The sequence below is a fragment of the Halorubrum zhoui genome, assembly GCF_051194155.1.
In the GTDB taxonomy this organism is placed as follows: domain Archaea; phylum Halobacteriota; class Halobacteria; order Halobacteriales; family Haloferacaceae; genus Halorubrum.
The window spans coordinates 318,637-339,686 of the sequence record NZ_JBLZNJ010000001.1; the positions used below are offsets into that span (position 1 = coordinate 318,637).

A 21,050-nucleotide genomic window follows, 5' to 3' on the forward strand; every position below is an offset into this window, starting at 1 on the left:
GCAGTCGAGAGCGCCGAGGTACGGCGTCGCCGACGCCGGTCACTCGGACGAGCGGTGGCCGGGCGTCCACGTCGTCGACAGCTCGCGGTGGGTGTACGAGGCGGCGTCCTCGCCGCTGTAGGTCGCCACGAGGTGACCGTCGCCTTCGAGGTAGTACTTCGTCGTCGTGAGCCCCTCGAGCCCGACGGGGCCGCGAGCGTGTACCTTCCCCGTCGAGATGCCCACCTCGGCGCCGAGTCCGTATCGGTACCCGTCCGCAAATCGCGTCGACGCGTTGTGGAAGACGCTGGCGGCGTCGACGCCGGTCATGAACGTCTCTGCGGTCTCGGCGTCTTCGGTGAGGATGGACTCCGTGTGTTTCGAGCCGTGACGGTTGACGTGTGTGACCGCGTCGTACACGTCGTCGACGACACGGATCGAGAGTTCGAGGTCGCCGTACTCGGTGTCCCAGTCCGCGTCGGTCGCTGGGTCGACGTCGACGACCGCGCGCGTCCGGTCGTCGCCGCGAACCGTGACGCCGGCCGCCTCGTACCGATCGACGAGGGTCGGGAGCAGGTCGCCTGCGACGTCGTCGTCGACGAGCAGCGTCTCCACCGCGTTACACACGGCGGGATACTGCACCTTTGCGTCGTAGGCGACGTCGGCGGCCATCGATAGGTCGGCGTCGGCGTCGACGTAGACGTGACAGACGCCCTCCGTGTGTCCCAACACCGGAATGCTCGTCGCGTCCTGGATGTACGAGACGAACGCGGAGGACCCGCGCGGCATCACGAGGTCCACGGCGTCGTCGCGCTCGAGCACGCGGTCGACGTCCTCGTGCGCTTCGATCAGCTGGATCCACCCGTCCGGAACCCCGGCGGCCGCGGCGGCCTCGCGCAGCCACTCGTACAGCGCGCGATTCGACTCGCTCGCCTCGCTGCCGCCCTTGAGGATGACGGCGTTCCCCGACTCGAGCGCGAGCGCCGCGATCTGGACGAGCGCGTCGGGCCGCGACTCGAACACCGCGGCGACGACTCCGATCGGCACGGTCACCTCGTAGAGCTCGAGCCCGTCGTCGAGCTCGCGGGCGGCGACCGTCCGACCGAGCGGGTCCTCGAGTGCGGCCACCGACTCCACCATCGCCGCGATGTCGTCCACCTTCGCTGCGTCGAGCCGCAGCCTGTCGACGAGCGCCGCCGAATACTCCCCCCGCTCGAGGAGCGCCTCGGCGCGCTCGACGTCCGTCTCGTTGGCCGCGAGGACGTCGTCGGTGTGCGCACGCAGCGCGTCTGCCATCGCCGCGAGCGCCTCGTCGCGCGTCGTCTCGTCCGTGTTCGCGAGCCGCAGCGCGGCGTCTCGTGCCGCGGCGATCTGTTCGTCTGTCGTCGTGTGCGTGTCACTCATCGCTGTCGTCACCTCGGTACCGAACCCGCCGCCCCGGCTCGCCGACGAGCTCGATGTGGTCGTCTCGCGCCGAGACGCCGCCGTGCTCCGTTGCGTCTCGCGGGACGAATATCGTGCCGACGGACGCGCCGTCTGCGATGCGTTCGAGGACGTTTGGGTCCGCAGAGCCGGCAATTATCGCGGGTACCCCGTGCTCGCTGGCGTCGCGGGCCGCCTCTACTTTCGTGTCGATGCCGCCGAACTCGACGGCTCCCGTCTCGTCGACGATCCGGCTGACGGCCTCGTAGTTGTCGTCGACCGCCTCGATGCGTCTCGCGTCGGGATCGTGTTTGGGATTCCCCGTGTACACGCCGTCAACGTCGGTGAGCGTCACGAGCAGATCGATGTCGATGCCGGTCGCGATCGCCGCCGATATCATGTCGTTGTCGCCGATCTGCAGCTCGTCGGTCGCGACGGCGTCGTTCTCGTTGACGATCGGGACGACGTCCCACTCGAGGAGCGTCTCGACCGTCGTCCGGAGGTTCTCGAACCGCTCCGGGGTGTGAAAGTCCGTCCGCGTCACCAGGATCTGTGCCACCGTCTGGTCGAAGCGGTCGAAGCTCTGGGTGTAGTGGCGCATTAGGTGGCTCTGGCCGACCGTCGAGAGCGCCTGACTCCGCTCGAGGGTGTCGGCGTCGCGGCCGATCAAGCCCATGCCGGCGCCGACCGCCCCCGAAGAGACGAGCACGACGGACTTCCCGTGCTCGCGAAGCGACATCACCTCGGCGACGATCTCGTCGAGTTTGACGCGGTCGAGTCGCGACGCGTCGTCGGTCAGCGAGTTCGTCCCCGTCTTCACGAGCACCCGCTCGGCGTCTGCGGCTCGCTCGCGGGCGCGCTCGACGATCGTCGCGTCAACCGCGTCGACCGAGCCGGCGTCGCTCATTCCTCGAACGCCTCCGCGATCTCCCGTGACCGCCGCTCTGCGGCACCGACGGCGTCGGCGACGGCGCGATCCGCGTCGCTCTCCCAGAGCACCTCCATCCCCTCGATGGTCGTCCCGTTCGGCGAGCAGACCGCGTCGACGAGCTCGTCGACCGTCCGGTCGTCGCGGAGCACGGTCGCCGCGGCACCACGGAAGGTCTGTGCGGCGAGCCGCTCGGCCTGCGTGGGGTCGAGTCCGCCCTCGATCCCGGCCGTCTTCACGGCGTCGATCAGGTAGAAGACGAACGCCGGTCCGCTCCCGTTGACGGCCGTGGCGACGTCCATGAGCGACTCGTCGACCTTGGCGACGGTACCCATCGCCTCGAGGAGGGTTCGAACCTCCTCGGAGAGCCCCTCGTGTGTCGCGGCGGCGGCCATCTCGCCGAACTCGGCCGCGAGGTTCGGCATCACGCGGACGACCGTCGCGTCGGTACGCGCCGACACGAACGATCGCGAGACACCGGCCGCGAGGGTGACGAGCGTCTGGTCCGCGGTCAGGTCGAGCCCCGCGAGCACCGTGTCGACGAGGTCGGGTTTGACCGCCAGGACGACGATCGGGTCGACGGCGGCAGCGGGGTCCGCCGTCGTCTGCAACGCGCTGTCGGCGACCGACTCACGCGCCGCCTCGTCGGGGTCGATCGCCGTCACGTCGTACTCGTCGTGCTGTCCGAGGCCCTTCACAAACGCGCCGCCCATGTTGCCACAGCCGACGACGCTCACCCGTGTCATCTCGGCGTCCCTACTCCGGCGGGGAATATACGATCTGTGGTCTGGCGGCGTCCGACTCCCGCCCCGGCGACCGTACCGTTCGAACCGTCGGGTCACCACAGCGCGCGGCCTCGATTCGGACTGCCGCCCCCAGCGCACGCCACCTGTCTGCGTGCCGGAATATCTATACCGGTGGCTCTCACCACGACAGACGATGGCACAACGACTGGGGGTCGTCCCCGCGGAGGTCAGCGACCTCGTATCGCCGTACGCCGGGTATCGCGTCGCCGTCGACGACGAGTACGACACCAACGTGGGTGAACTCATCGAGGACGCCAGAGACGTCGAGGACGCAGACGTCGGTATCGTCGGCATCCCGTTCGACGCCGGCTGTGTCGCCGGGCCACGCGGCTCCCGCGCCGGCCCCGAAGGCGTTCGCGATCGGCTGACACACGGCACCTGTTACAACCCCGAGATCGACGTCGACATCAGCGAGGGTATCGATGTCGTCGACTACGGCGACGTCGACGCGCTGCAAACGGACCTCGAGGCGACCCACGAGCGGGTCGAGCGCGTGCTCACGGCGGTGACCGACTCCGGAGTCGTCCCGTTCAGCATCGGTGGTGACCACTCGCTGACGTACCCGACCGCGAAGGCGATGATGAACGCGGTCGACGGCCCGGTCGGGGTAATAAACGTCGACGCCCACCACGACGTGCGGCACTCACACGGCGGCGAGCGCTCTGCTGGGACGCCGTTCCGCCGGCTGCTCGAAGACGACGCAGACCAGCTCGCGGGCGAGAACTTCGTCGAGCTGGGGCTCTCTGGGTGGCACAACGCCAAGTACTACCTCGACTGGGTACACGACATCGGTGCCACCGTGGTGACGGCTCGGGAGGTACACAAGTCGGGCGTCGACGACGCCGCGGCGCGCGCGATGGAGGCGGCGACCGACGGCACGGAGGCCGTCTTCGTCTCGTTCGACGTCGACGTCCTCGACGCCGGATCGGCACCCGGCACGTGCGCGCCGAGCCCCGGCGGGCTCCTTCCGTGGCAGCTTCTCGAGCTGGCGTATCAGTTGGGCCGCCACGAGCTCGTCCGTGGCGCAGACCTCATGGAGGTCGCCCCACCGCTCGACCCGACGGGTGCGACCACCGCGGTCGGCGCGGCCGTCGTCACCCAGTTCATCGGCGCTCGAAAGGCAGCCGACGCGGTGCGGTGAGCCCCGGCCGTCACCGCTCGGCCGGCGACGTCCGAGAGACCTGTCGGACGGGCTAAACTACACATTTATTGTGTGTAGTCGAAGTTTAGTACACATAAGTCGTGTCTGGAGTCACCAAGATTTATGTACTACCTCTCAGTACGTTTGTGCGAGACGATGACAGACACAGACTCCGGATCGGGCGCGAGCGATCGTCGGACGTTTCTCAAGGCGGGCGGGACCAGTGTCGTCGGACTCGCCGGGCTCTCGGGCTGTCTCACCGGTGGTGGCGACACGACCGAGGGCGGGGAGTCGGGAGGCGGCGACGGCGGCGACGAGAGCGAGAGCGGCGACGGCGCCAGGGACTTCGGTGGAGCCGAACTCAACGTGATGGTAAACGTCGGGGCGATCGACACCATCCACAAGCAACACCTCATCCCGCGGGTCGAAGAAAAGTACAACCTCACGATCAACACGACGACGGCGGTCACGACCGAGCAGCTGACACAGATCGAGGCGAATCCGGAGAACCCACCGGACGTCATCGTGCCGGACGTCATCGGCATCGAGCGGGCCTCCCGCGAGGGGTGGCTCGAGCCACTCACCGACCACACAGACCTCGTTCCACAGGTCGAGAACATCTACGACAAGTTCGTCCACTACGACGGTGTCGCCGCCTCGTGGGAGGTCGGCGAGGTGCTGCCGGTGATCAACTCGGACGCGTGGGACTCGACGCCGACGTCACACGCAGAGCTGATGAAAAATGCGGACTCGACCGCTGTGGTACCGTTCTCGTGGTCCGCCGGACCCTACCTTCTGTTGATGGCGTCGGCCATCGCCACCGGCGAGTCGTTCGACTCCCGGCTGGACGTCGACGCTGGGTTCGCGTGGCTCGAGGAGAACTTCGCACCGAACGTCAGCTCCGAGTACGGCGGCGTCGCCTCCGCGAAACAACAACTCGCCAGCGGTAACGTCGACACGCTGAACCTGTTCTGGGACTACATGGTGTTCGACATGTTCGAGAACGATCAGCCGATCGACTCGCTCTTCCGGCTCGATCCGACTGGCATCGCGTTCGCCGAGTCGGTAGCCGTGACGCAGAACGCGAACAACATGGAGGCCGCACTCGTCTACGCGAACGAGTGTCTCTCACCGACGTTCCAGGAGACGGCCTCCGCAGAGATGGGGTGCGGAGTGACGAACCAGAACGCGGCGGTCGACGACACGGCGCTCGAGTTCGGTGCGACTACCGCCGACGAGTTCGACCAGCTCACGTTCCCCGACTTCCAGTACATCTGGGAGAACCGTGACAGCTGGTCTGAGCGGTACAACTCGCTGTTCCAATAACGTCGATCCTGGCTTACACATCAATGCAACGTGCAGCCGGCACCGGAGTTGCCATCGAGTACGAAGACGTAACGAAGACGTTCGGCGACGTCACCGCAGTCGACGGGGTCTCCTTCGCGGTCGAAGACGGCGAGCTCCTCGCCCTGTTGGGCCCGTCGGGGTCCGGCAAGACGACGACGCTCAGGATGCTCGCCGGCTTCGAGACCCCGACGAGCGGCACGATATCGCTGGCCGGCGACGACGTGACCCGCGTCCCGACGCACAAACGCGACACCGGTATGGTGTTTCAAGACTACGCGCTGTTCCCGCACATGACCGTCGGCGAGAACGTCGCGTTCGGGCTCGAACGACAGGGCGTCCCCGCCGACGAGGCCCGAGAGCGCATCGAGGAGGTGCTCGCGCTCGTCGACCTCGCCGGGTTCGCCGACCGCGACCCCAAGACGCTCTCTGGAGGCCAACAACAGCGCGTCGCCACGGCCCGAGCCATCGCGATCGAGCCGGAGGTACTGCTGATGGACGAGCCGCTCGGGGCGCTCGACAAGCGGCTCCGGGACCAGCTCGAGGTGGAGCTCACCGAGATCCAAGCCGACCTCGGGATCACCACGCTCTACGTGACACACAACCAGGAGGAAGCGCTCACCATCGCCGACCGAATCGCCGTCATGAACGACGGCCGGATCGAGCAGATCGCCTCGCCGATGGAGGTGTACGAGGAGCCCGCCACGGAGTTCGTCGCCGACTTCATCGGCGACACCAACTTCCTCGAGGGCGACCTCCACGAGGCCGCAGACGGGCGCGTGGTGCTCGAGACGACGACCGGCGAGCTCGAGGTCAACGCCGGCACCGCACCCGCAGACGGGGGCGGGCGGGTGTTCGTCCGACCCGAGAAGCTGACCGCCCACGACCCCGCGACGACCACCGCGACGCAGAACACGCTCCCCGGACACGTCGACCGTCGCCTCTTTCTCGGCTCGAAGGTGCGGTACTTCGTCGACGTCGACGGGCGTCAGGTCGTCGTCGACGAGTCGAACCGACACGCGTCGTCCATCCACGACGTCGGAGACGAGGTGACGCTCGCCTGGAGCGTCCAAGACACGCGGCTCGCGAGCGGGTGATTCGATGAGTCAACGTCGGTTCACGGCGGAACTCGAGCGCGTGAACGGCCGCCTCTCGGCGCTCGTGCGAGCCTACCGAGAGACGCGACTCGGGAAGTACGGGCTCCTCGCGCCGACGCTCGCGTTCGTCGCCGTCGTGATGGTGTTTCCGACGGCGATCCTCGTGAGCTACAGCTTCAACCCGTACGACGGCGGGACGGTCGGCGTCGGCGTGACGCTCGCACACTACGTTCGCGCGTTCACCACACCGCTGTACCAACAGACGCTGTTCCGAACGGTGTGGATCGCCGCAGCCGTGACAGCGATCGACTTCGTGCTCGGCTTCCCGCTGGCGTACGCCGCCGTCCGGAAGGGCGGCTGGGTTGGCAAGCTCATCGTGATCGCGACGCTCGCGCCACTGACAATAGACCTCGTCGTTCGGTCGTTTGGCTGGTTCATCCTGCTGAACGGCAGCGGGGTGATCAACTCGACGCTGGTCACACTGGGGATCGTTTCGGCCGAGAACGCCCCGAAGCTGCTGTTCAACGAGGTGGGGATCGTCATCGGACTCGCGCACGTCATGTTACCGTTCATGGTGTTTCCGATCATCAACGTGTTACACACGATCCCACACGAGCTAGAAGAGGCGGCGCAGAGCCTCGGGGCGAACCGTGCGACCACCTTCACCCGCGTGCTGGTGCCGCTCGCGCTCCCCGGCATAAGCGCCGGGGTGTTGATCACCTTCGTCGTCTCGCTGGCGTCGTACGTCACCCCCGCCCTGTTGGGTGGCGGCGTCCGGGTCATCCCGGTCGTGATCACGGAGACGTTCACGAGCACCAGTAACTGGCCGTTCGCGAGCGCGCTGTCGATGATCCTCGTCGCGGTGGCGCTCGTCGTCATCGTCGGCTACCAGCGCGTCCTCAGCCGGCTCGACGGTGTGGGGGGTGTCTGACCGTGGCGACCGCCTCCGACCCGAACCGGTGGCTGGACTGGCTGCTCGCGAGGGCCGGCTCCGTCGGCTACCAGACGCTCGTGTACGGCACCGTCGCCTTCCTGCTCGCGCCGCTCGCGATCGTCGTCGTGATCTCGTTCCAGCAGTCGGCGTACGCGACGTGGCCGCCGGAGGGGTTCACCCTTCGACACTATGCAGCACTGCCCGAACAGCTCGGCTTCCTCGGGGTCCGCGAGGCGCTGCTCGTGAGCGTCGAGCTCGCGGTCGCGACCGGAATCGTCTCGACCGTGCTCGGCGCACTGGCCGCCTTCGCCATCGTCCGCTACGAGTTCAAGTACCAGACCGCGCTGGAGACGGTGCTCATCTCGCCGCTCATCTACCCGTGGATCGTCGTCGGCCTCTCGCTGCTGTTGTTCCTCAACCGGCTCGGCGACGCCCTCGGGGTGACCGTGCAGCTCGGCTTTTTCACCCTGCTTCTCGGACACGTGATGTTCACGCTGCCGTACCCGATCCGAACGGTCGGCGCGAGCCTCCAGAACTACGACCACTCACTCGAGGAGGCCGCCCAGAACCTCGGTGCGACCGAACTCGAGTCGTACGTACGCGTCACGCTCCCGCTCATCCAGCCGGGGCTGGTGAGTGGGTTCGTCTTCGCGTTCATCCTCTCGTTTAACCAGTACATCGTCTCGCTGTTCCTCTCCGGGTCGGAGCTCACGACGATGCCGCTCGTCCTGTTCAGTCTGTTTTACAACACGGCTCCGGCGACGCTGGCGGCTATCGCGACGCTGTTGATGGCCGGCATCCTGACCGTGATCGGCGTCGTTGAGTACGTGTTCGGCATCAGCGAGTTCATGTGAGCCGTCGCCGAGGGAGTTAACGGGGCCGCCGTCGTTCGAGCACGTGTGACCGACGCCACCGACGACGTGTATCGCCTCGCGGAGATGACCTGGGAGGAGGTCGAGGCGGCGATCGAAACGACGCGTACGCTACTGCTTCCGGTCGGGAGCACGGAACAGCACGGGACGCACATGCCGCTCGGCGTCGACGTGTTCATGCCGGAGGCGATCTGCGAGCGGGTCGCCGCCGCGACGGGGTGTCTCCTCGCTCCGCCGATCTGGTACGGAGTGAGCCCACACCACACGTTCAAGCCGGGGACGTTCACCGTCGAGAGCGAGACGTTCCAGCGGTACGTCCGCGACGTCTGCGTCTCGGCGGGCGAGTGGGGCGTCGAGAACGTCCTGCTCGTCAACGGCCACTACCTGGTACAGGACCCAGAGCTCGAGGTCGTCGTGCGCGAACTCACGACGGACCACGGCCTCCGCGCGTTCCACGTGCCGCTCGTGTCCGTGTTCGAAGACGTCGCGACCGCCACGCGGACAAGCGAGGTGTCGTTTCACGCCGCGGAGTTCGAGACGAGCCTGATGCTCGCGGTCGCTCCCGACCTCGTCGACCTGGAGGCCGCGGAGGCGGTCGACCCCCCCGACGACGCCGTGCCGCTCACCGACTACGACGCGTACGGCGACAACCGGGTCGGCTGGGCGCTCTCACCGGGGCGGATGGACGCGCTGACGCACACCGGGAGCCTCGGGGACCCGACCGCGGCGACCGAAGCGAACGGACGAGCGCTGGTCGAGGCGGCCGTCGAGAACGTGGTCACGCTCGTCGACGCCCTCGCAGACACGCGCGCGTGAGCCGTCCACAAGGCGTCACTTCGTCAGCGTCCGGAGCGTCTGCTCGTCCGGTCCGTCGCCGTCTTCGAGCGCGCTCGCGAGCTCGTCGACCCGCGAGTTGAGACTCTCACGGACCGCTCCGGGGGTGAACTCCTCGGACATCGAGAGCAGCCGGACAAACGCGCGAAGCTCCTCGTCGGTGATGCGTTCGAACTCGTCGGCTTCGATCTTCTCGATCACCTCGTCGACGTCGATCTGGCCGACGGGTTCGACGTTGAACTCGACGGTGACCATCCGGTAGTCCGACCCGGCGAGCCGTTGTTCGGACTTCGCGACCCCCTCTGAGAGCATGTCCTTGAACGGCGTGTGATAGCCCATCGTCCCGAGGTGTAAGAAGCCGAGCATGTCGGTTATCCCGCGGGTGTACGACTCGCGGTCCGCGTCGTCCGGGTCGAAGACCGTCTTCCGGTCGCGGTCTTCGAGACACTCGTACAGGATGCTGAAGTCGAGGATCGCGTTGCGGACGCGTCGGCGAATTCGGTTCCGCTTCTGTTTTCGCGAGTGCTCGGTGTAGTCGGTCTTGCGACCGAGCAGAAAGTCGCGGTCCGAGGGCGTCAAAATTCCACGCGGACGGTCGGCGTCGGCCGCCAGCTCCAGCGACCCGGGCAGCTCGTCCTGTGACATGGATGAAACCCCGTGGGTGAGTGGATTAACCTTTGTGGTCAGATCGTCGATGGAGGCCCGTCGGGAGCGTCTCGGGGCGATCCGGGCCCACTCGGCGCGGAGGCGACGGGCCACGCTCGAGTCACGGCACAGACGTCACGGCCGGTCCTCGGCGACCGCGGTGACGCAGGCGGTCAGGAGTTCGACACCGATGTCGAGCGACCGCTCGTCGACGTCGAACGTCGGCGTGTGGTGTGCCGTCGGGTGGTCCGTCCCGACGAGGAGGTACACCGCCCGCCCGCCCCGTTCGTGAACGCGCTGCATCAGGAACGTCGCGTCCTCGCTCGCCCCAAGCGGGGCCGCCTCCGTGACGGTTCGTACCGACGGACGGTCGTGGGCGACGGCGGCGACCGTCCCGGCGAGCGTCGGGTCGCCGTCGACGCGGATCGACTCGCTGGTGCGGTGGATCACCACGTCACACTGGTGGAGTTCGGCGGCCGCGTAGAGCTCCCGTTCCAGTTCGGTGCGCATGTACTCCATGAGCGCGGTGGTCTCGCCGCGAACCTCGCCGTCGAGGACCACCTCCTCTGCGATCACGTTGCTCGCACTTCCCCCCTCGACCCGACCGAAGTTGATCCGGGTCAACCCGTCCGCGTGTCGGGGGATCCCGTAGGCGTTCTGGACCGCCGTCGTCATCGCCTGCATCGCGTTGGTTCCTCCGCTCGGGTTCTTCCCCGCGTGTGCGCTCGCCCCCTCGAAGGTGGCGTTGATGTGTGCCATCGCGAGCGGTCGGGTGGCGTTCGCGACGACAGTACCCGTCGGGTGTCCCAACCCGAGGTGGAACGCGAACAGGTAGTCGACGTCGTCGACGAGCCCCGACGCGGCCATCGGCTTGCCGCCCCCGGCAATCTCTTCTGCGGGCTGGAAGAAGACGCGAAACGACCCCTCGAAGTCGCTCGCAGCGACCGCCTCGAGCACCCCGAGTGCGATGGTGACGTGTGCGTCGTGACCGCACGCGTGCATGTACCCGTCGTGTTCCGACCGAAACCCCTCGTCGGCCGGGCGGTGGCCGGCAGCCGTCGACTCCGTCATCGAGACGCCGTCCATGTCGACGCGGACGCCGACCGTCGGCCCCGAACCCCTCTCGACGGTCGCTACGACGCCAGTATGTCCGTCGTCGAGCCGCTCGAGGAGGGCCGAGTCGACGCCGGCGTCGGCCGCCCGGTCGCGCCACGCGCGCAGCGTCTCGGTGGTCGGCAGCGCCATACGGTCCGGCTCCGACAGCGCCTCGGAGCCGATGGCGACGTCGTCGACGCCGATTCGACGCAGCTCCTCGACGATCCGAGCGGTCGTCTGAAACTCACACCAGCCGGGTTCGGGACGTCTGTGGAAGGCTCGCCTGAGCGCAGAGAGGCGGTTGCGCACGTCGTGTGCCATCGGTCGCCGAACGGTACGCCACCCGAGTAGTTAACTCACCGTGTTGCCGCCGTCTCGGCGGTGACGTGTTCGATGGCGTCGACCACGACGTCGAGTGCGGTGTCGGCCAGCTCGCGGGTCAACACGAGCGGCGGCAACAGCCGGAGCACGTTGCCGTGGCGTCCGGCGGTCCAGACGAGGACGCCGTGTTCGAAACAGTACTGCTGGATCGCGTCCACCGCGTCGCCGTCGGGAGCCCCGTCGGCGTCGACGAACTCGGCACCGACGAAGAGACCGCGGCCACGAACCTCGCCGAGTCGGTCGGTGTCCGCACCGGCCGTCCGGAGACGGTCACGGATGTGCTCGCCGAGGTCGCGTGCGTGCGCGAGGAGGTCGTGCTCCTGGATGTACTCGATGGCGCGCGTTCCGGCGCGCATCGCGACGACGTGTCCGCGATACGTGCCCGCGTGTCCGCCCGAATCCCACGTGTCGAGGTCCTCATGGTAGATCGTCGCCGACAGCGGGAAGCCGACGCCGCCGAGCGCCTTCGCCGTGGTCATGATGTCGGGGGTGACGCCGGCCCACTCGCTCGCCCACCACTGGCCCGAGCGGCCGAGTCCGCTCTGGATCTCGTCGAACATGAGCGGGATGTCGTTCGCGGTCGCGATCGCACGGAGCCCGCGGAGGAATCCCTCCGGGGGGACGATGACCCCGCCTTCTCCTTGGATCGGCTCGACGAAGATCCCGGCCGGATTCGCGAGGCCGCCGTACGGGTCCTCGATGATCTCTTCGACTTCTTTGAGCGCGCGTGCACACGATGTCGACCGACAGCACTCACTCGCCGGACGCGGACAAACCGATGTCGCGTCGCCGGACTCCGCGCGGTCGATGAACGGCGAGGGGTACTTCGCGTGGACGACGTCCGGGATGAGTGGCGTGTAGTCGTCTTTGAACCCCTTGTTCGCGGTGAGCGCCATCGCTCCCGAGGTCGCGCCGTGGTAGCTCCCCCGAAACGCGAGCAGCCCGTCGCCGCCGGTGTTGTACTTCGCGAGCTTGATCGCCGCCTCGACCGCGTCGCTGCCGGTCGGGCCGCCAAAGACGACGCGATTCTCCCCGCGGAGCCCAGGTGGGGCGATCTCGTCGAGCTTCTCGATGAGCCCGAGCCGCGCCTCCGTCGGGAAGTCGACCGTGTGGACGAGCTTCTCGCTCTGGTCGCGAACGGCCTCCATCACGTACGGGTTCGAGTGGCCGACGTTCAACACGCCGATGCCGGCGAACATGTCGATGTACGTGTTGCCGTCGGCGTCGCGGATCGTCGCACCCTTCCCGGCCTCGAACGCGACCGGAATGTCTTCGGGATACGCCACCGCGCTGCTATCTATCGCTCGCTGCGTCTCGAGGAGCTCACGGCTCTTCGGGCCGGGCACGTCTCCGACCGACGGCGCGTCGTCGAAGTGGATCGCATCGATCGGTGGTCCTGCGGGCATACCGCCTGTGACGGCGACGACCGATAAATAACTTGTCCACAGATATCACACTCGCTGTACACGATATTCGTTCTACGACGGCCCCCACGCGTCGGGATTGAGCGCCGTCTCGGGAACCGTCCCCTCGTAGGCCGTGCGGACGAGCGCCGCCGCCGCGCGGCTCATGTTTGCGAGCGCCGCCGCCGAGGTACCGGCGTTGTGCTGGGTCCGGACGACGCCGGGACACGATGCGATCGGGTCGTCTGGTGCCGGCGGCTCCGTCTCGTAGACGTCGATACCCGCCCCGCCGAGGTCGCCCGCCTCCAGTGCCGTCACGAGTGCGGCCTCGTCGACGATCCCGCCGCGTGCCGTGTTGACGACGACGCCGTCGTCGGGGAGTAGTGCGAACGCCTCCGCGCCGATCGCGTGGCGCGTCTCCGGGGTGAGCGGGGCGTGAACGCTCAGGTCGTCCGCGCGTTCGAAGAATTCCACTTCGTCGTCGACGAGTGAGACGGTCTCGGGGAGGGAGGCGGGGTCGGCGTACGGGTCGTACGCGACGCAGGTCACGCCGAAGCCGGCCAGCAGTGTCGCCACCCTCGTGCCCGCGTTACCGGCACCGAACAGCCCGAGCGTCCGTCCGCGAAGGTCGCGCCCGCGGAAGTCGGCCCGTCGCCACTCGCCGGCCTGCGTCGCGCGGTCGGCATCGACGACGTTTCGCGTAGCCGCCAACAGCAGCGCGACCGCGTGTTCGGCGACCGAATTGGCGTTCTCACCCGGCGTGTTCGCCACGACGACGCCGCGTTCGGTCGCGGCGTCGACGTCGACGTTGTCGACGCCAGTCCCGTGTTTGGCGACGATCTGGAGCCGGTCTGCGGCCGCGAGCAGTCGCTCGGTGACCGGTCGGGTTCGCGTGACGATCGCATCGTAGCGGTCGATGTCGGCGACGAGGGCGTCTTCGTCCGCGTATGCCGCTCGGCTCGTGCACGTGGCGATGTCCGCGAGCGACTCGGGACCGACGGGGTCGATGGTCGGCGGGAGCAGCACGGTCCATGTCCTCGACATTGGGACACACCTCCGCTCCGAACGGTATAGGCGCACGCCTTGCGGCGAATTCGTCGTCCGCGGTCGAAGCCGTGGCGACAGGTACTTTTTCACAACGTTCGTATACCGTTGCGGACGGTTCGTCGCCGTCCGTTCACATCACACTCACCATCCATGAACGACACAGCCAAGTACCTAATCCGCGCCACCATCGCGGCCGACGGGGTCGTCGAGCGAAGCGACGTCGTCGGTGCCGTGTTCGGACAGACCGAGGGGTTGCTCGGCGACGAGCTCGACTTACGCGACCTCCAAGAGTCGTCGAGGGTCGGACGAATCGACGTCTCGATACGGTCCGAGAACGGACAGTCGTTTGGCGAGGTGACCGTCGCCTCGAGCCTCGACAAGGTCGAGACGGCGATCTTAGCCGCCTCCCTCGAGACCATCGACCGCATCGGACCGTGTGGGGCAGCCGTCGAGGTGACGAGCATCGAAGACGTGCGGGCGGCGAAGCGTCGCGAGGTCGTCGAGCGCGCCAAAGAGCTCGTCGCCAGCGGCTTCGAAGAGACGAGCCTCGGCAGCGACGACGTCTTAGAGGAGGTCAGAGAGGCCGCCCGCGTCGCCGGCATCGTCGACTACGAGGGACTCCCGGCCGGCCCCCGCGTCGGGGACTCCGACGCGGTGATCGTCGTCGAGGGACGCGCGGACGTCTCCACCCTGCTCGAGTGTGGAATCAAGAACGCGGTCGCCGTCGAGGGAACGAACGTGCCCGACGCGGTCGCCGACCTCACCACCTCGCGGACGGTGACCGCCTTCCTCGACGGCGACCGTGGCGGCGAACTCATCCTGCGTGAACTGGCGCAGGTCGGCGACGTCGAGTACGTCGCGTTCGCCCCGCCAGGCGAGTCCGTCGAGGACCTCGACCGTGCGACGGTGTTCGACGCGCTCCGTGGAAAGGTGCCGTACGAGACCCTGGCCGACGAGCCAAACCTGCGCGAGGCCGCCGGAGGTGGAGCGACACCCGCGGCCGACGCCGAGGTGATAGTCGACGCCGCCGAGGTCACCGGCCCCCCCGAAGCGGCCGCCCGTGACGCCCCGACCGACGCGTCGTCCGACGTGGACGATACCGACGATGCCTCGGGTGACGGGGACGGCACCGACGGTGACAGCGAGTCGACCGGCACCGACAGCGAGCCGACCGACGACGACGCCGTACCCGACGCCGAGAACACCGCTGGCGGCGACGGGGACGCCGGGGGCACCGGCGACGCAGCGGCTGCCGTCGACCGCACGCCCCGGTCGTTCGAAGAACACGTCCAGGAGGTCGTCGACGGCGACAGCGGCCGGGCCCGACTCCTCGACGACGACCTCGGCGTCCTCACCGAGGTCGAAGCCACGGACGCGTTCGACGCGGTCGAAGGAGCGGCCGATCCCCCGATGGCGGTCGTCCTCGACGGCACGGTCGATCAACGGCTCGTGGACGTCGCCGCCCAACGCGGGGTCGGGACGCTCTTCGGCCGCGACGCCGGTGATCTGGTCAAACGGCCCGTCGGGACGCGCATCGTGACGGTCGCCGACAGGGCCGTCGAGGCCTGACGGACCGAAGGCCGGCTCACCCGACGCCGAAGACGGCGAGTAGTGCGAACAGCACGTCTCCGAACGTCACGGCGACGAGGAGTCCGGCCGAGAGCGGTACGAGGAACGGAAGCCCCGGCGACACCCGAACCGCGTCCCGCTCGCTTACGAGCGTCAGACCCGCCCGAAGCGTCTGCGGGTCGGTGCCGTACGCGTCGTGATCGATCGCCGCGAGGAACTGCTCGGCACCCCACGGGTCGCCGTGTGTGTCGGTCGCGTCGTCGGTGTCGGTCGCGTCGTCGGTGCCGGTTCCGTCGTCGGTGCCGGTCGCGTCGCCACCGTGGTCACCGAGAGATGCGGCGGGGACGCCGCCGTCCGCGGTCGTCCCGTCCGTCGACGCGCCGGCGCGTGCGCTCGCCCGTCGGTCGACGCGGCCGTCTGTCGGGTCGAACGTCGGTCCGATGCGGCGGGGGTCACGCGCCGCTCTCGGCGCCGCCCGGAGCGTCTCGAGCGTGGTCCCGCGCCACCGAAGGTACATCCGAAGGGCGTCGAGGTCGAGCCCCCGGCGGGTGCGTCCGTCGGACGACTCGAACAGCCGCCCGTGCCGCGCGGTGAGCGACCCGGTCGGAACGCGGCGCGTGAGAAACAGCCACCGAGACCACTCGCCGGCCGCGAGGTTCGCGGCGGCGAGCCACAGCGGGTACGCGAGCCCCACGAGCAGCGCGTTCGTGAGCACGGTGAGTGAGAAGACCCCCGCCGGTGCCGCGACGAGCGGGAGCGTCTCCCCGGCGACCGGGTACGCCGGAACCGTCGGGAACACGAGCGCGAGCGCGACGACGGCCTTCGCGTCGGCGCCGCCGAAGCCGCCGAGCGCCCAGAGCCCGTAGCCGAGCGGCGCGACCACGAACAGGCTCACCGCGACCCGCACGGCGAAGAGCCAGTCCCCCCCGACGAACGGCCATCGACCGGCCACCGCGAGCACGAGCGTCAGCGCGCCGAGCGCGTACAGCGGCGGCCACAGCCGGTTGGGAATCCGCCGGGTCCGGACGTCTCGCACCGCCGCCCAGCAGAAGACGGGGACGACGAGCAGCCGGAGCGCGTCCGCGAGCGTCACGAGCATGTACCGATGCGAGGAGAGACCGACTTAGCCGTTCGGCTCCGACTCTCAGTGGCGAGAATCAGCGCCGCGCGGCTGGGCCGGCGTCACGGTGGAGGTAGAGGTACGCGAGGACCGGGAGAATGGTGAACACGAGCGTGGCGACGAACCACGCGACCGCCCGATCGCTGCCTCGTGCCTTCGCGTCGCGGTAGATCCAGACGGCGACCGCCAAGACGACCGCGTAGATAACGCCGTAGTAGAGCGTCGACCGGAGCGTGGCGAACTGGAGCACCGGGTCCATACCACTCGTGTGCTCGCCACCCGAAAGAACGTAGCGGTCGCCGCCGATGAAACCGTTCGACGTTACGAGTAGTGCTTTCTCAACCCCACATTTATTTTCGTCGTGACCCAACCATGTTTTGATGAGTTCACAAGATCACCTGAAAGAGACGGACACCGAGGCGCGCTTCGAGTTCAAAAAAGAAGAAAACTCCGCGTTCAAAAGCGAGCGTGGCCTCGACGAGGAGACCATCCGCGTCATCTCCGAGGACAAAGACGAGCCCGAGTGGATGCTCCAGCGCCGCCTCCGCGCCCTAGAGCAGTTCCAGGCCATGCCAATGCCTACCGACTGGCCCGAAGCGCCCGACCTCTCTGAAATCGACATCGACGAGATCGTTCCCTACATCCGCCCCGACATCGACGTCCGCGGCGGCGTCGACGACTGGACCGACCTCCCCGACGACATCAAGGACACCTTCGACAAACTCGGCATCCCCGAGGCCGAAAAGAACGCCCTCTCCGGCGTCGGTGCCCAGTACGAGTCCGAAATCGTCTATCAGAACATGCAGGAACGCTGGGAGGAGAAAGGCGTCGTCTTCTGTGACATGGACAAGGCCGTCCAGGAGCACGAAGACCTCGTCAAAGAGTACTTCATGACCAAGGCCGTCCCCCCGAGCGACAACAAGTTCGCCGCGCTCCACGGCGCCATCTGGTCCGGCGGCTCGTTCGTCTACGTCCCCGAGGACACCACCGTCGAAATGCCCATCCAGGCGTACTTCCGGATGAACTCCGAGGGCATGGGCCAGTTCGAACACACCCTCATCATCGCCGAGGAGGGCTCGGAAGTCCACTACATCGAGGGGTGTTCGGCCCCCAAGTACTCCGCGTTCAACCTCCACTCGGGCGGCGTCGAAGTCTTCGTCAAAGAAGACGCCCACGTCCAGTACTCGACGGTGCAAAACTGGTCGAAGAACACGTACAACCTGAACACGAAGCGCGCGATCGCGGAGAAGAACGGCCGCATGGAGTGGATTTCGGGCTCGATGGGGTCGAAAGCCACGATGCTGTACCCGTCGACGATCCTGAAGGGTCGGGGCGCGTCGGACAACCACATCACGATCGCGTTCGCGGGCGACGGCCAGGACATCGACACGGGCGCGAAGGTGTACCACAACGCGCCGGAGACGAAGTCGACGATCGAGTCGAAGTCGATCTCGAAAGACGGCGGCCGGACGAACTACCGCGGGTTGGTCCACATCGCAGACGGCGCAGAGAACTCCTCGACGGCCGTGGAGTGTGACGCGCTGATGTTCGACAACGAGTCGACGTCGGACACGATGCCGTACATGGAGATCAACGAGTCGAAAGTGGACGTGGCCCACGAGGCGACGGTGGGGAAGATCGGCGACGAGGACATCTTCTACCTGCAGTCGCGGGGACTCGACGACGACGACGCAAAACAAATGATCGTCTCCGGATTCATCGAACCGATCACGGAAGAACTCCCGATCGAGTACGCGGTCGAACTCAACCGACTCGTCGAACTCGAAATGGAGGGCTCGCTCGGGTGAGCCGATGCCGGAGTGTGTCAACTGTGGCGACCACGTCTCGGTGCGATTCGCCACGGTGTTCGGGTTGGACGGCGACGTGACGGCGTGTCCGTCCTGCTCGGGTCGAAGCAACGTCGCCGACGCTATCACCGACCAGCGGTAGCGGGTGACGCCGGCCGTCGTTTCGACGGCACGACGTACCTCATATGTGAGGTGCCGGCTTCGTTGACGGAGTGGTCCGCGGACGAAGACAAGTCACTGTTCGCACACATAAGTGTATGAATCGAGAGTGCCGGCGACGCGGACGACTCCGCGTGACGGCGGCGATTACGCGATCACCCACGACGCGCGACCCGGCGCGTGCGGCGTGGGCGTGCCGGACGAATCGAGTCGTGACCGGGGCGAACGGTGGCGGTCGGGTGTGACCGACCACACCGCGTCGACGGGCGTCACGAAGCCGGTCTTCGAGCTCGCACTCGCGCTCAATCGGGTCGAGTCGGTCGAGGGTGCGGTCGACCGCACAGTCGCGCGTCTAAGCGAGATGTTCGACCACGTGTCGACCGGCGTCTTCGCCTGGCGACTGTCGGCGTCACCGGGCCGCGAGCGGCAGGGCGCGGCGTCGACCTCGTCGGTCGAACTCACACGGGCCGACGGGGTCGTCGACGCGCCGCCGGCAGACCGCTCGTTCGCTCGGCTGTCAACGGCGACCGGTCCGCGTTCGACGACCGGCATCGCCGGGCCACACAGCCCGGAGTCCGGCCGGATCGACGTGGACTCCAGGCTTAACGCCGAGCGCGACGGCACCGGCCTCGTCCGAAGCGAGCTATTGTGTGGCGTCGGCGATGAGTGGGTGGTCGGTCTCGCGTCGACGGAGCGAGCGGCGTTCGACGCGGCCGACAGACGCGTCCTCGCGCGGGCGGTCGACGCGCTCGAGGCGGCCATAGCGCGGCTGTGTGAGCCGGCGCGGGTCGAGGCGACCAACGCGACCCAGGCGATCGAGTTCGACGCGTTCCAGCGAGCGATAGACGAGGCGGCCGACGGGGTCGCGATCCTCGAGGACGACGAGTACGTCTACGTCGACCGGACGCACGTCGAGATGTACGGCTTCGACTCGAAGGCGCAGCTGCTCGGCGACACGTGGGAGAAGCTGTACGACGCGGCGGAGGTCGAGCGGCTGAAAGCCGAGGCGTTCCCCGTCCTCGAACGAACGGGACAGTGGCAGGGCCGCGTGACGGGAAGCCGTCCGGATGGGTCGACGTTCCCGGTCGAAATCTCGTTGACGGTCGTCGACGGCGGTCGTATCATCTGTACCGCGCGGGATCGCACCGAAGCACGGGAGCGAAAACGAGAGCTGGAGCTGAAAGAGCGCGCGATGGACGAGGCCGACATCGCGATCCAGATCACCGACCCGACCCGAGCGGGGAACCCACTCGTGTACGTCAACGAGGGGTTCGAACGGCTCACCGGGTACGACGAGTCTGCGGTGTTGGGCCAAAACCCTCGATTCTTACAGAGCGAAGCGACGGAGAACGGACAGCTGCAGGAGCTCCGTGAGGCCGTCGAGGCGGAACGACCGGCGACCGTCGAACTCGAGAACGTCACCGCGGACGGGGAGCCGTACTGGGCGCGGCTCTCTGTGGCACCGGTCCACGACGAGGACGGCCGGCTCACCAACTTTATCGGCATCCAACAGGACGTCACGGAGCGCCGCGAGCTCCTCGAGACGCTCAGAGACCGGACGGAGCGGCTCGAACTGGTGTTGTCGGAGACGGAGACGGGCATCGCCGAGTGGGACCTCGACGCGGAGCGGGTTCGGTGGGACGAGACGCTCGTCGACACGTTCGGCCAAGACCCAGAGACGATAGCCGAGTTCTGGTCCATCGTCCACCCCGAAGACCGCGAGCGGACCCGCGACGAATTCGAGACGATGCTGGAGACGGGCGAGCCGACGAGCGGTGCGTTTCGGGTGTTCACCGGCGACGGCGACGTGGCGTGGTTGGAGACGCGCGCGGTGGCGACACTCGACGACGACGGCACGCCGCGCAAGGTGTTGGCGACCGGCGCGGACGTCACGGAGCAGACGGAACGAACCCAGTGGTTGTACGACCTCTTCGATTACGGGCCGCTGATGTTCTTACGCACCCGGATCGGCGACGAGGGCGCGGTCGTCGAGGCGTGTGACCCCTCGTTCGCGGAGCGGCTCGGATACGACCGCGAGGCGGTCCGCGGCGAGCCACTCTCGACGTTCTACGACGACGAGTCGGCACAGAACCTCCAGACGGGTGGATACGCGGAGGCGCTCGACGGCGAGCTCACCGTCGTCGAACGGCAGCTCGTCGACGCCTCCGGCGAGCCGGTTCCGTGTCTGTTGCGCGCGGTCCCACGCGAGATAGACGGGCGGGCCGTCGGCACGGACGTCCTCCTGATCGACATCACGGAACAAAAACAGCGAGAGCGCGCGCTCTCCTCGGCGAAAGCACAGTACCAGACGATGTTGCGGGCCGCCCCCGACCCGGTGTTCGTGGTCGACCCGGCCTCGGGTGAGGTCCTCGAAGCCAACACGGCGGCGGCCACACTGCTCGAGACGCCGCTCGACGAGCTCGTCGAGCAACACTACACCGACCTCTTTCCGTCGTCGGAACGAGA

19 protein-coding genes are annotated in these 21,050 nt (G+C 67.6%); 10 read left to right on the top strand and 9 right to left on the bottom strand.

Annotated features, from left to right (window positions below):
- Positions 1-39 precede the first annotated feature (39 nt).
- From ACNTAO_RS01640 to proC, 3 genes are read right to left on the bottom strand one after another with little or no spacing between them, the layout of a single operon-like run.
- Positions 40-1,383, bottom strand: coding sequence for a glutamate-5-semialdehyde dehydrogenase (locus tag ACNTAO_RS01640; protein WP_435160196.1), 1,344 nt, complete (start codon positions 1,381-1,383; stop codon positions 40-42).
- Positions 1,376-2,308, bottom strand: coding sequence for a glutamate 5-kinase (gene proB / locus ACNTAO_RS01645; protein WP_435160197.1), 933 nt, complete (start codon positions 2,306-2,308; stop codon positions 1,376-1,378). Before proB ends, ACNTAO_RS01640 begins: the two co-directional genes overlap by 8 nt.
- On the bottom strand, positions 2,305-3,075 hold the full coding sequence (gene proC / locus ACNTAO_RS01650; RefSeq protein ID WP_435160198.1) for a pyrroline-5-carboxylate reductase: 771 nt from the start codon (positions 3,073-3,075) through the stop codon (positions 2,305-2,307). The genes proB and proC overlap by 4 nt, the downstream gene beginning before the upstream one ends.
- A gap of 193 nt (positions 3,076-3,268) precedes the next feature.
- On the opposite strand from proC, the gene ACNTAO_RS01655 reads away from it, so the two are divergent.
- The 6 genes from ACNTAO_RS01655 (at position 3,269) to ACNTAO_RS01680 (ending at position 9,339) form a co-directional block, all read left to right on the top strand.
- Positions 3,269-4,276 (top strand): agmatinase family protein, encoded by a 1,008-nt coding sequence (locus tag ACNTAO_RS01655; RefSeq protein ID WP_435160199.1) that lies wholly within the window; start codon positions 3,269-3,271, stop codon positions 4,274-4,276.
- A 156-nt stretch (positions 4,277-4,432) separates the two neighbouring features.
- Positions 4,433-5,602, top strand: a complete 1,170-nt coding sequence (locus tag ACNTAO_RS01660) for an ABC transporter substrate-binding protein (RefSeq protein WP_435160200.1) — start codon at positions 4,433-4,435, stop codon at positions 5,600-5,602.
- A gap of 23 nt (positions 5,603-5,625) precedes the next feature.
- Positions 5,626-6,717: an ABC transporter ATP-binding protein gene (locus tag ACNTAO_RS01665; protein WP_435160201.1), complete on the top strand. Its 1,092-nt coding sequence runs from the start codon at positions 5,626-5,628 to the stop codon at positions 6,715-6,717.
- 4 nt (positions 6,718-6,721) lie between these two features.
- The gene (locus ACNTAO_RS01670; protein WP_435160202.1) at positions 6,722-7,648 is read left to right on the top strand and encodes an ABC transporter permease; all 927 of its coding nucleotides are present in this window, start codon (positions 6,722-6,724) and stop codon (positions 7,646-7,648) included.
- Positions 7,649-7,650: 2 nt separating this feature from the next.
- Positions 7,651-8,505: an ABC transporter permease gene (locus ACNTAO_RS01675; RefSeq protein WP_435160203.1), complete on the top strand. Its 855-nt coding sequence runs from the start codon at positions 7,651-7,653 to the stop codon at positions 8,503-8,505.
- A 45-nt stretch (positions 8,506-8,550) separates the two neighbouring features.
- Positions 8,551-9,339 (top strand): creatininase family protein, encoded by a 789-nt coding sequence (locus ACNTAO_RS01680; protein WP_435160204.1) that lies wholly within the window; start codon positions 8,551-8,553, stop codon positions 9,337-9,339.
- A 15-nt stretch (positions 9,340-9,354) separates the two neighbouring features.
- Here the strand turns inward: ACNTAO_RS01680 and ACNTAO_RS01685 are convergent, their stop codons facing one another.
- The 4 genes from ACNTAO_RS01685 to ACNTAO_RS01700 all read right to left on the bottom strand — a co-directional run bounded on the left by ACNTAO_RS01685 (position 9,355) and on the right by ACNTAO_RS01700 (position 13,925).
- Positions 9,355-10,002, bottom strand: coding sequence for a DUF8102 family protein (locus ACNTAO_RS01685; RefSeq protein WP_435160205.1), 648 nt, complete (start codon positions 10,000-10,002; stop codon positions 9,355-9,357).
- A 135-nt stretch (positions 10,003-10,137) separates the two neighbouring features.
- On the bottom strand, positions 10,138-11,418 hold the full coding sequence (locus tag ACNTAO_RS01690) for an amidohydrolase (protein WP_435160206.1): 1,281 nt from the start codon (positions 11,416-11,418) through the stop codon (positions 10,138-10,140).
- Positions 11,419-11,453: 35 nt separating this feature from the next.
- Positions 11,454-12,884: an aspartate aminotransferase family protein gene (locus ACNTAO_RS01695; protein WP_435160207.1), complete on the bottom strand. Its 1,431-nt coding sequence runs from the start codon at positions 12,882-12,884 to the stop codon at positions 11,454-11,456.
- A gap of 72 nt (positions 12,885-12,956) precedes the next feature.
- Positions 12,957-13,925: a hydroxyacid dehydrogenase gene (locus ACNTAO_RS01700; RefSeq protein WP_435160208.1), complete on the bottom strand. Its 969-nt coding sequence runs from the start codon at positions 13,923-13,925 to the stop codon at positions 12,957-12,959.
- A 153-nt stretch (positions 13,926-14,078) separates the two neighbouring features.
- Here ACNTAO_RS01700 and dnaG point away from each other — a divergent pair, with 153 nt between their 5' ends.
- Entirely contained in the window at positions 14,079-15,497 is a 1,419-nt protein-coding gene (gene dnaG / locus ACNTAO_RS01705) for a DNA primase DnaG (protein WP_435160209.1), read from the top strand.
- Between the two features lie 16 nt (positions 15,498-15,513).
- Here the strand turns inward: dnaG and ACNTAO_RS01710 are convergent, their stop codons facing one another.
- Both ACNTAO_RS01710 and ACNTAO_RS01715 read right to left on the bottom strand, forming a co-directional pair.
- Positions 15,514-16,596 carry a prepilin peptidase gene (locus ACNTAO_RS01710; RefSeq protein ID WP_435160210.1) on the bottom strand — a complete coding sequence of 361 codons (1,083 nt, stop codon included), beginning with the start codon at positions 16,594-16,596 and terminating at the stop codon, positions 15,514-15,516.
- 58 nt (positions 16,597-16,654) lie between these two features.
- On the bottom strand, positions 16,655-16,876 hold the full coding sequence (locus tag ACNTAO_RS01715; RefSeq protein WP_435160211.1) for a hypothetical protein: 222 nt from the start codon (positions 16,874-16,876) through the stop codon (positions 16,655-16,657).
- Between the two features lie 118 nt (positions 16,877-16,994).
- On the opposite strand from ACNTAO_RS01715, the gene sufB reads away from it, so the two are divergent.
- From sufB to ACNTAO_RS01730, 3 genes are all read left to right on the top strand, one after another.
- Positions 16,995-18,425 (top strand): Fe-S cluster assembly protein SufB, encoded by a 1,431-nt coding sequence (gene sufB, locus ACNTAO_RS01720; protein WP_435160212.1) that lies wholly within the window; start codon positions 16,995-16,997, stop codon positions 18,423-18,425.
- A gap of 4 nt (positions 18,426-18,429) precedes the next feature.
- Positions 18,430-18,567, top strand: coding sequence for a DUF7563 family protein (locus ACNTAO_RS01725; RefSeq protein WP_435160213.1), 138 nt, complete (start codon positions 18,430-18,432; stop codon positions 18,565-18,567).
- 258 nt (positions 18,568-18,825) lie between these two features.
- A partial coding sequence (locus ACNTAO_RS01730; protein WP_435160214.1) for a PAS domain-containing protein occupies positions 18,826-21,050 on the top strand: 2,225 nt, incomplete at its 3' end.

Coding starts and splice junctions, on each gene's coding strand:
- ACNTAO_RS01725 (WP_435160213.1), top strand. CDS start 18,430: ATGCCGGAGTGTGTCAACTGTGGCGACCACGTCTCGGTGCGATTCGCC.
- proB (WP_435160197.1), bottom strand. CDS start 2,308: ATGAGCGACGCCGGCTCGGTCGACGCGGTTGACGCGACGATCGTCGAG.
- ACNTAO_RS01685 (WP_435160205.1), bottom strand. CDS start 10,002: ATGTCACAGGACGAGCTGCCCGGGTCGCTGGAGCTGGCGGCCGACGCC.
- ACNTAO_RS01715 (WP_435160211.1), bottom strand. CDS start 16,876: ATGGACCCGGTGCTCCAGTTCGCCACGCTCCGGTCGACGCTCTACTAC.
- ACNTAO_RS01655 (WP_435160199.1), top strand. CDS start 3,269: ATGGCACAACGACTGGGGGTCGTCCCCGCGGAGGTCAGCGACCTCGTA.
- ACNTAO_RS01690 (WP_435160206.1), bottom strand. CDS start 11,418: ATGGCACACGACGTGCGCAACCGCCTCTCTGCGCTCAGGCGAGCCTTC.
- ACNTAO_RS01695 (WP_435160207.1), bottom strand. CDS start 12,884: ATGCCCGCAGGACCACCGATCGATGCGATCCACTTCGACGACGCGCCG.
- proC (WP_435160198.1), bottom strand. CDS start 3,075: ATGACACGGGTGAGCGTCGTCGGCTGTGGCAACATGGGCGGCGCGTTT.
- ACNTAO_RS01660 (WP_435160200.1), top strand. CDS start 4,433: ATGACAGACACAGACTCCGGATCGGGCGCGAGCGATCGTCGGACGTTT.
- ACNTAO_RS01700 (WP_435160208.1), bottom strand. CDS start 13,925: ATGTCGAGGACATGGACCGTGCTGCTCCCGCCGACCATCGACCCCGTC.
- ACNTAO_RS01640 (WP_435160196.1), bottom strand. CDS start 1,383: ATGAGTGACACGCACACGACGACAGACGAACAGATCGCCGCGGCACGA.
- dnaG (WP_435160209.1), top strand. CDS start 14,079: ATGAACGACACAGCCAAGTACCTAATCCGCGCCACCATCGCGGCCGAC.
- ACNTAO_RS01665 (WP_435160201.1), top strand. CDS start 5,626: ATGCAACGTGCAGCCGGCACCGGAGTTGCCATCGAGTACGAAGACGTA.
- ACNTAO_RS01710 (WP_435160210.1), bottom strand. CDS start 16,596: ATGCTCGTGACGCTCGCGGACGCGCTCCGGCTGCTCGTCGTCCCCGTC.
- ACNTAO_RS01670 (WP_435160202.1), top strand. CDS start 6,722: ATGAGTCAACGTCGGTTCACGGCGGAACTCGAGCGCGTGAACGGCCGC.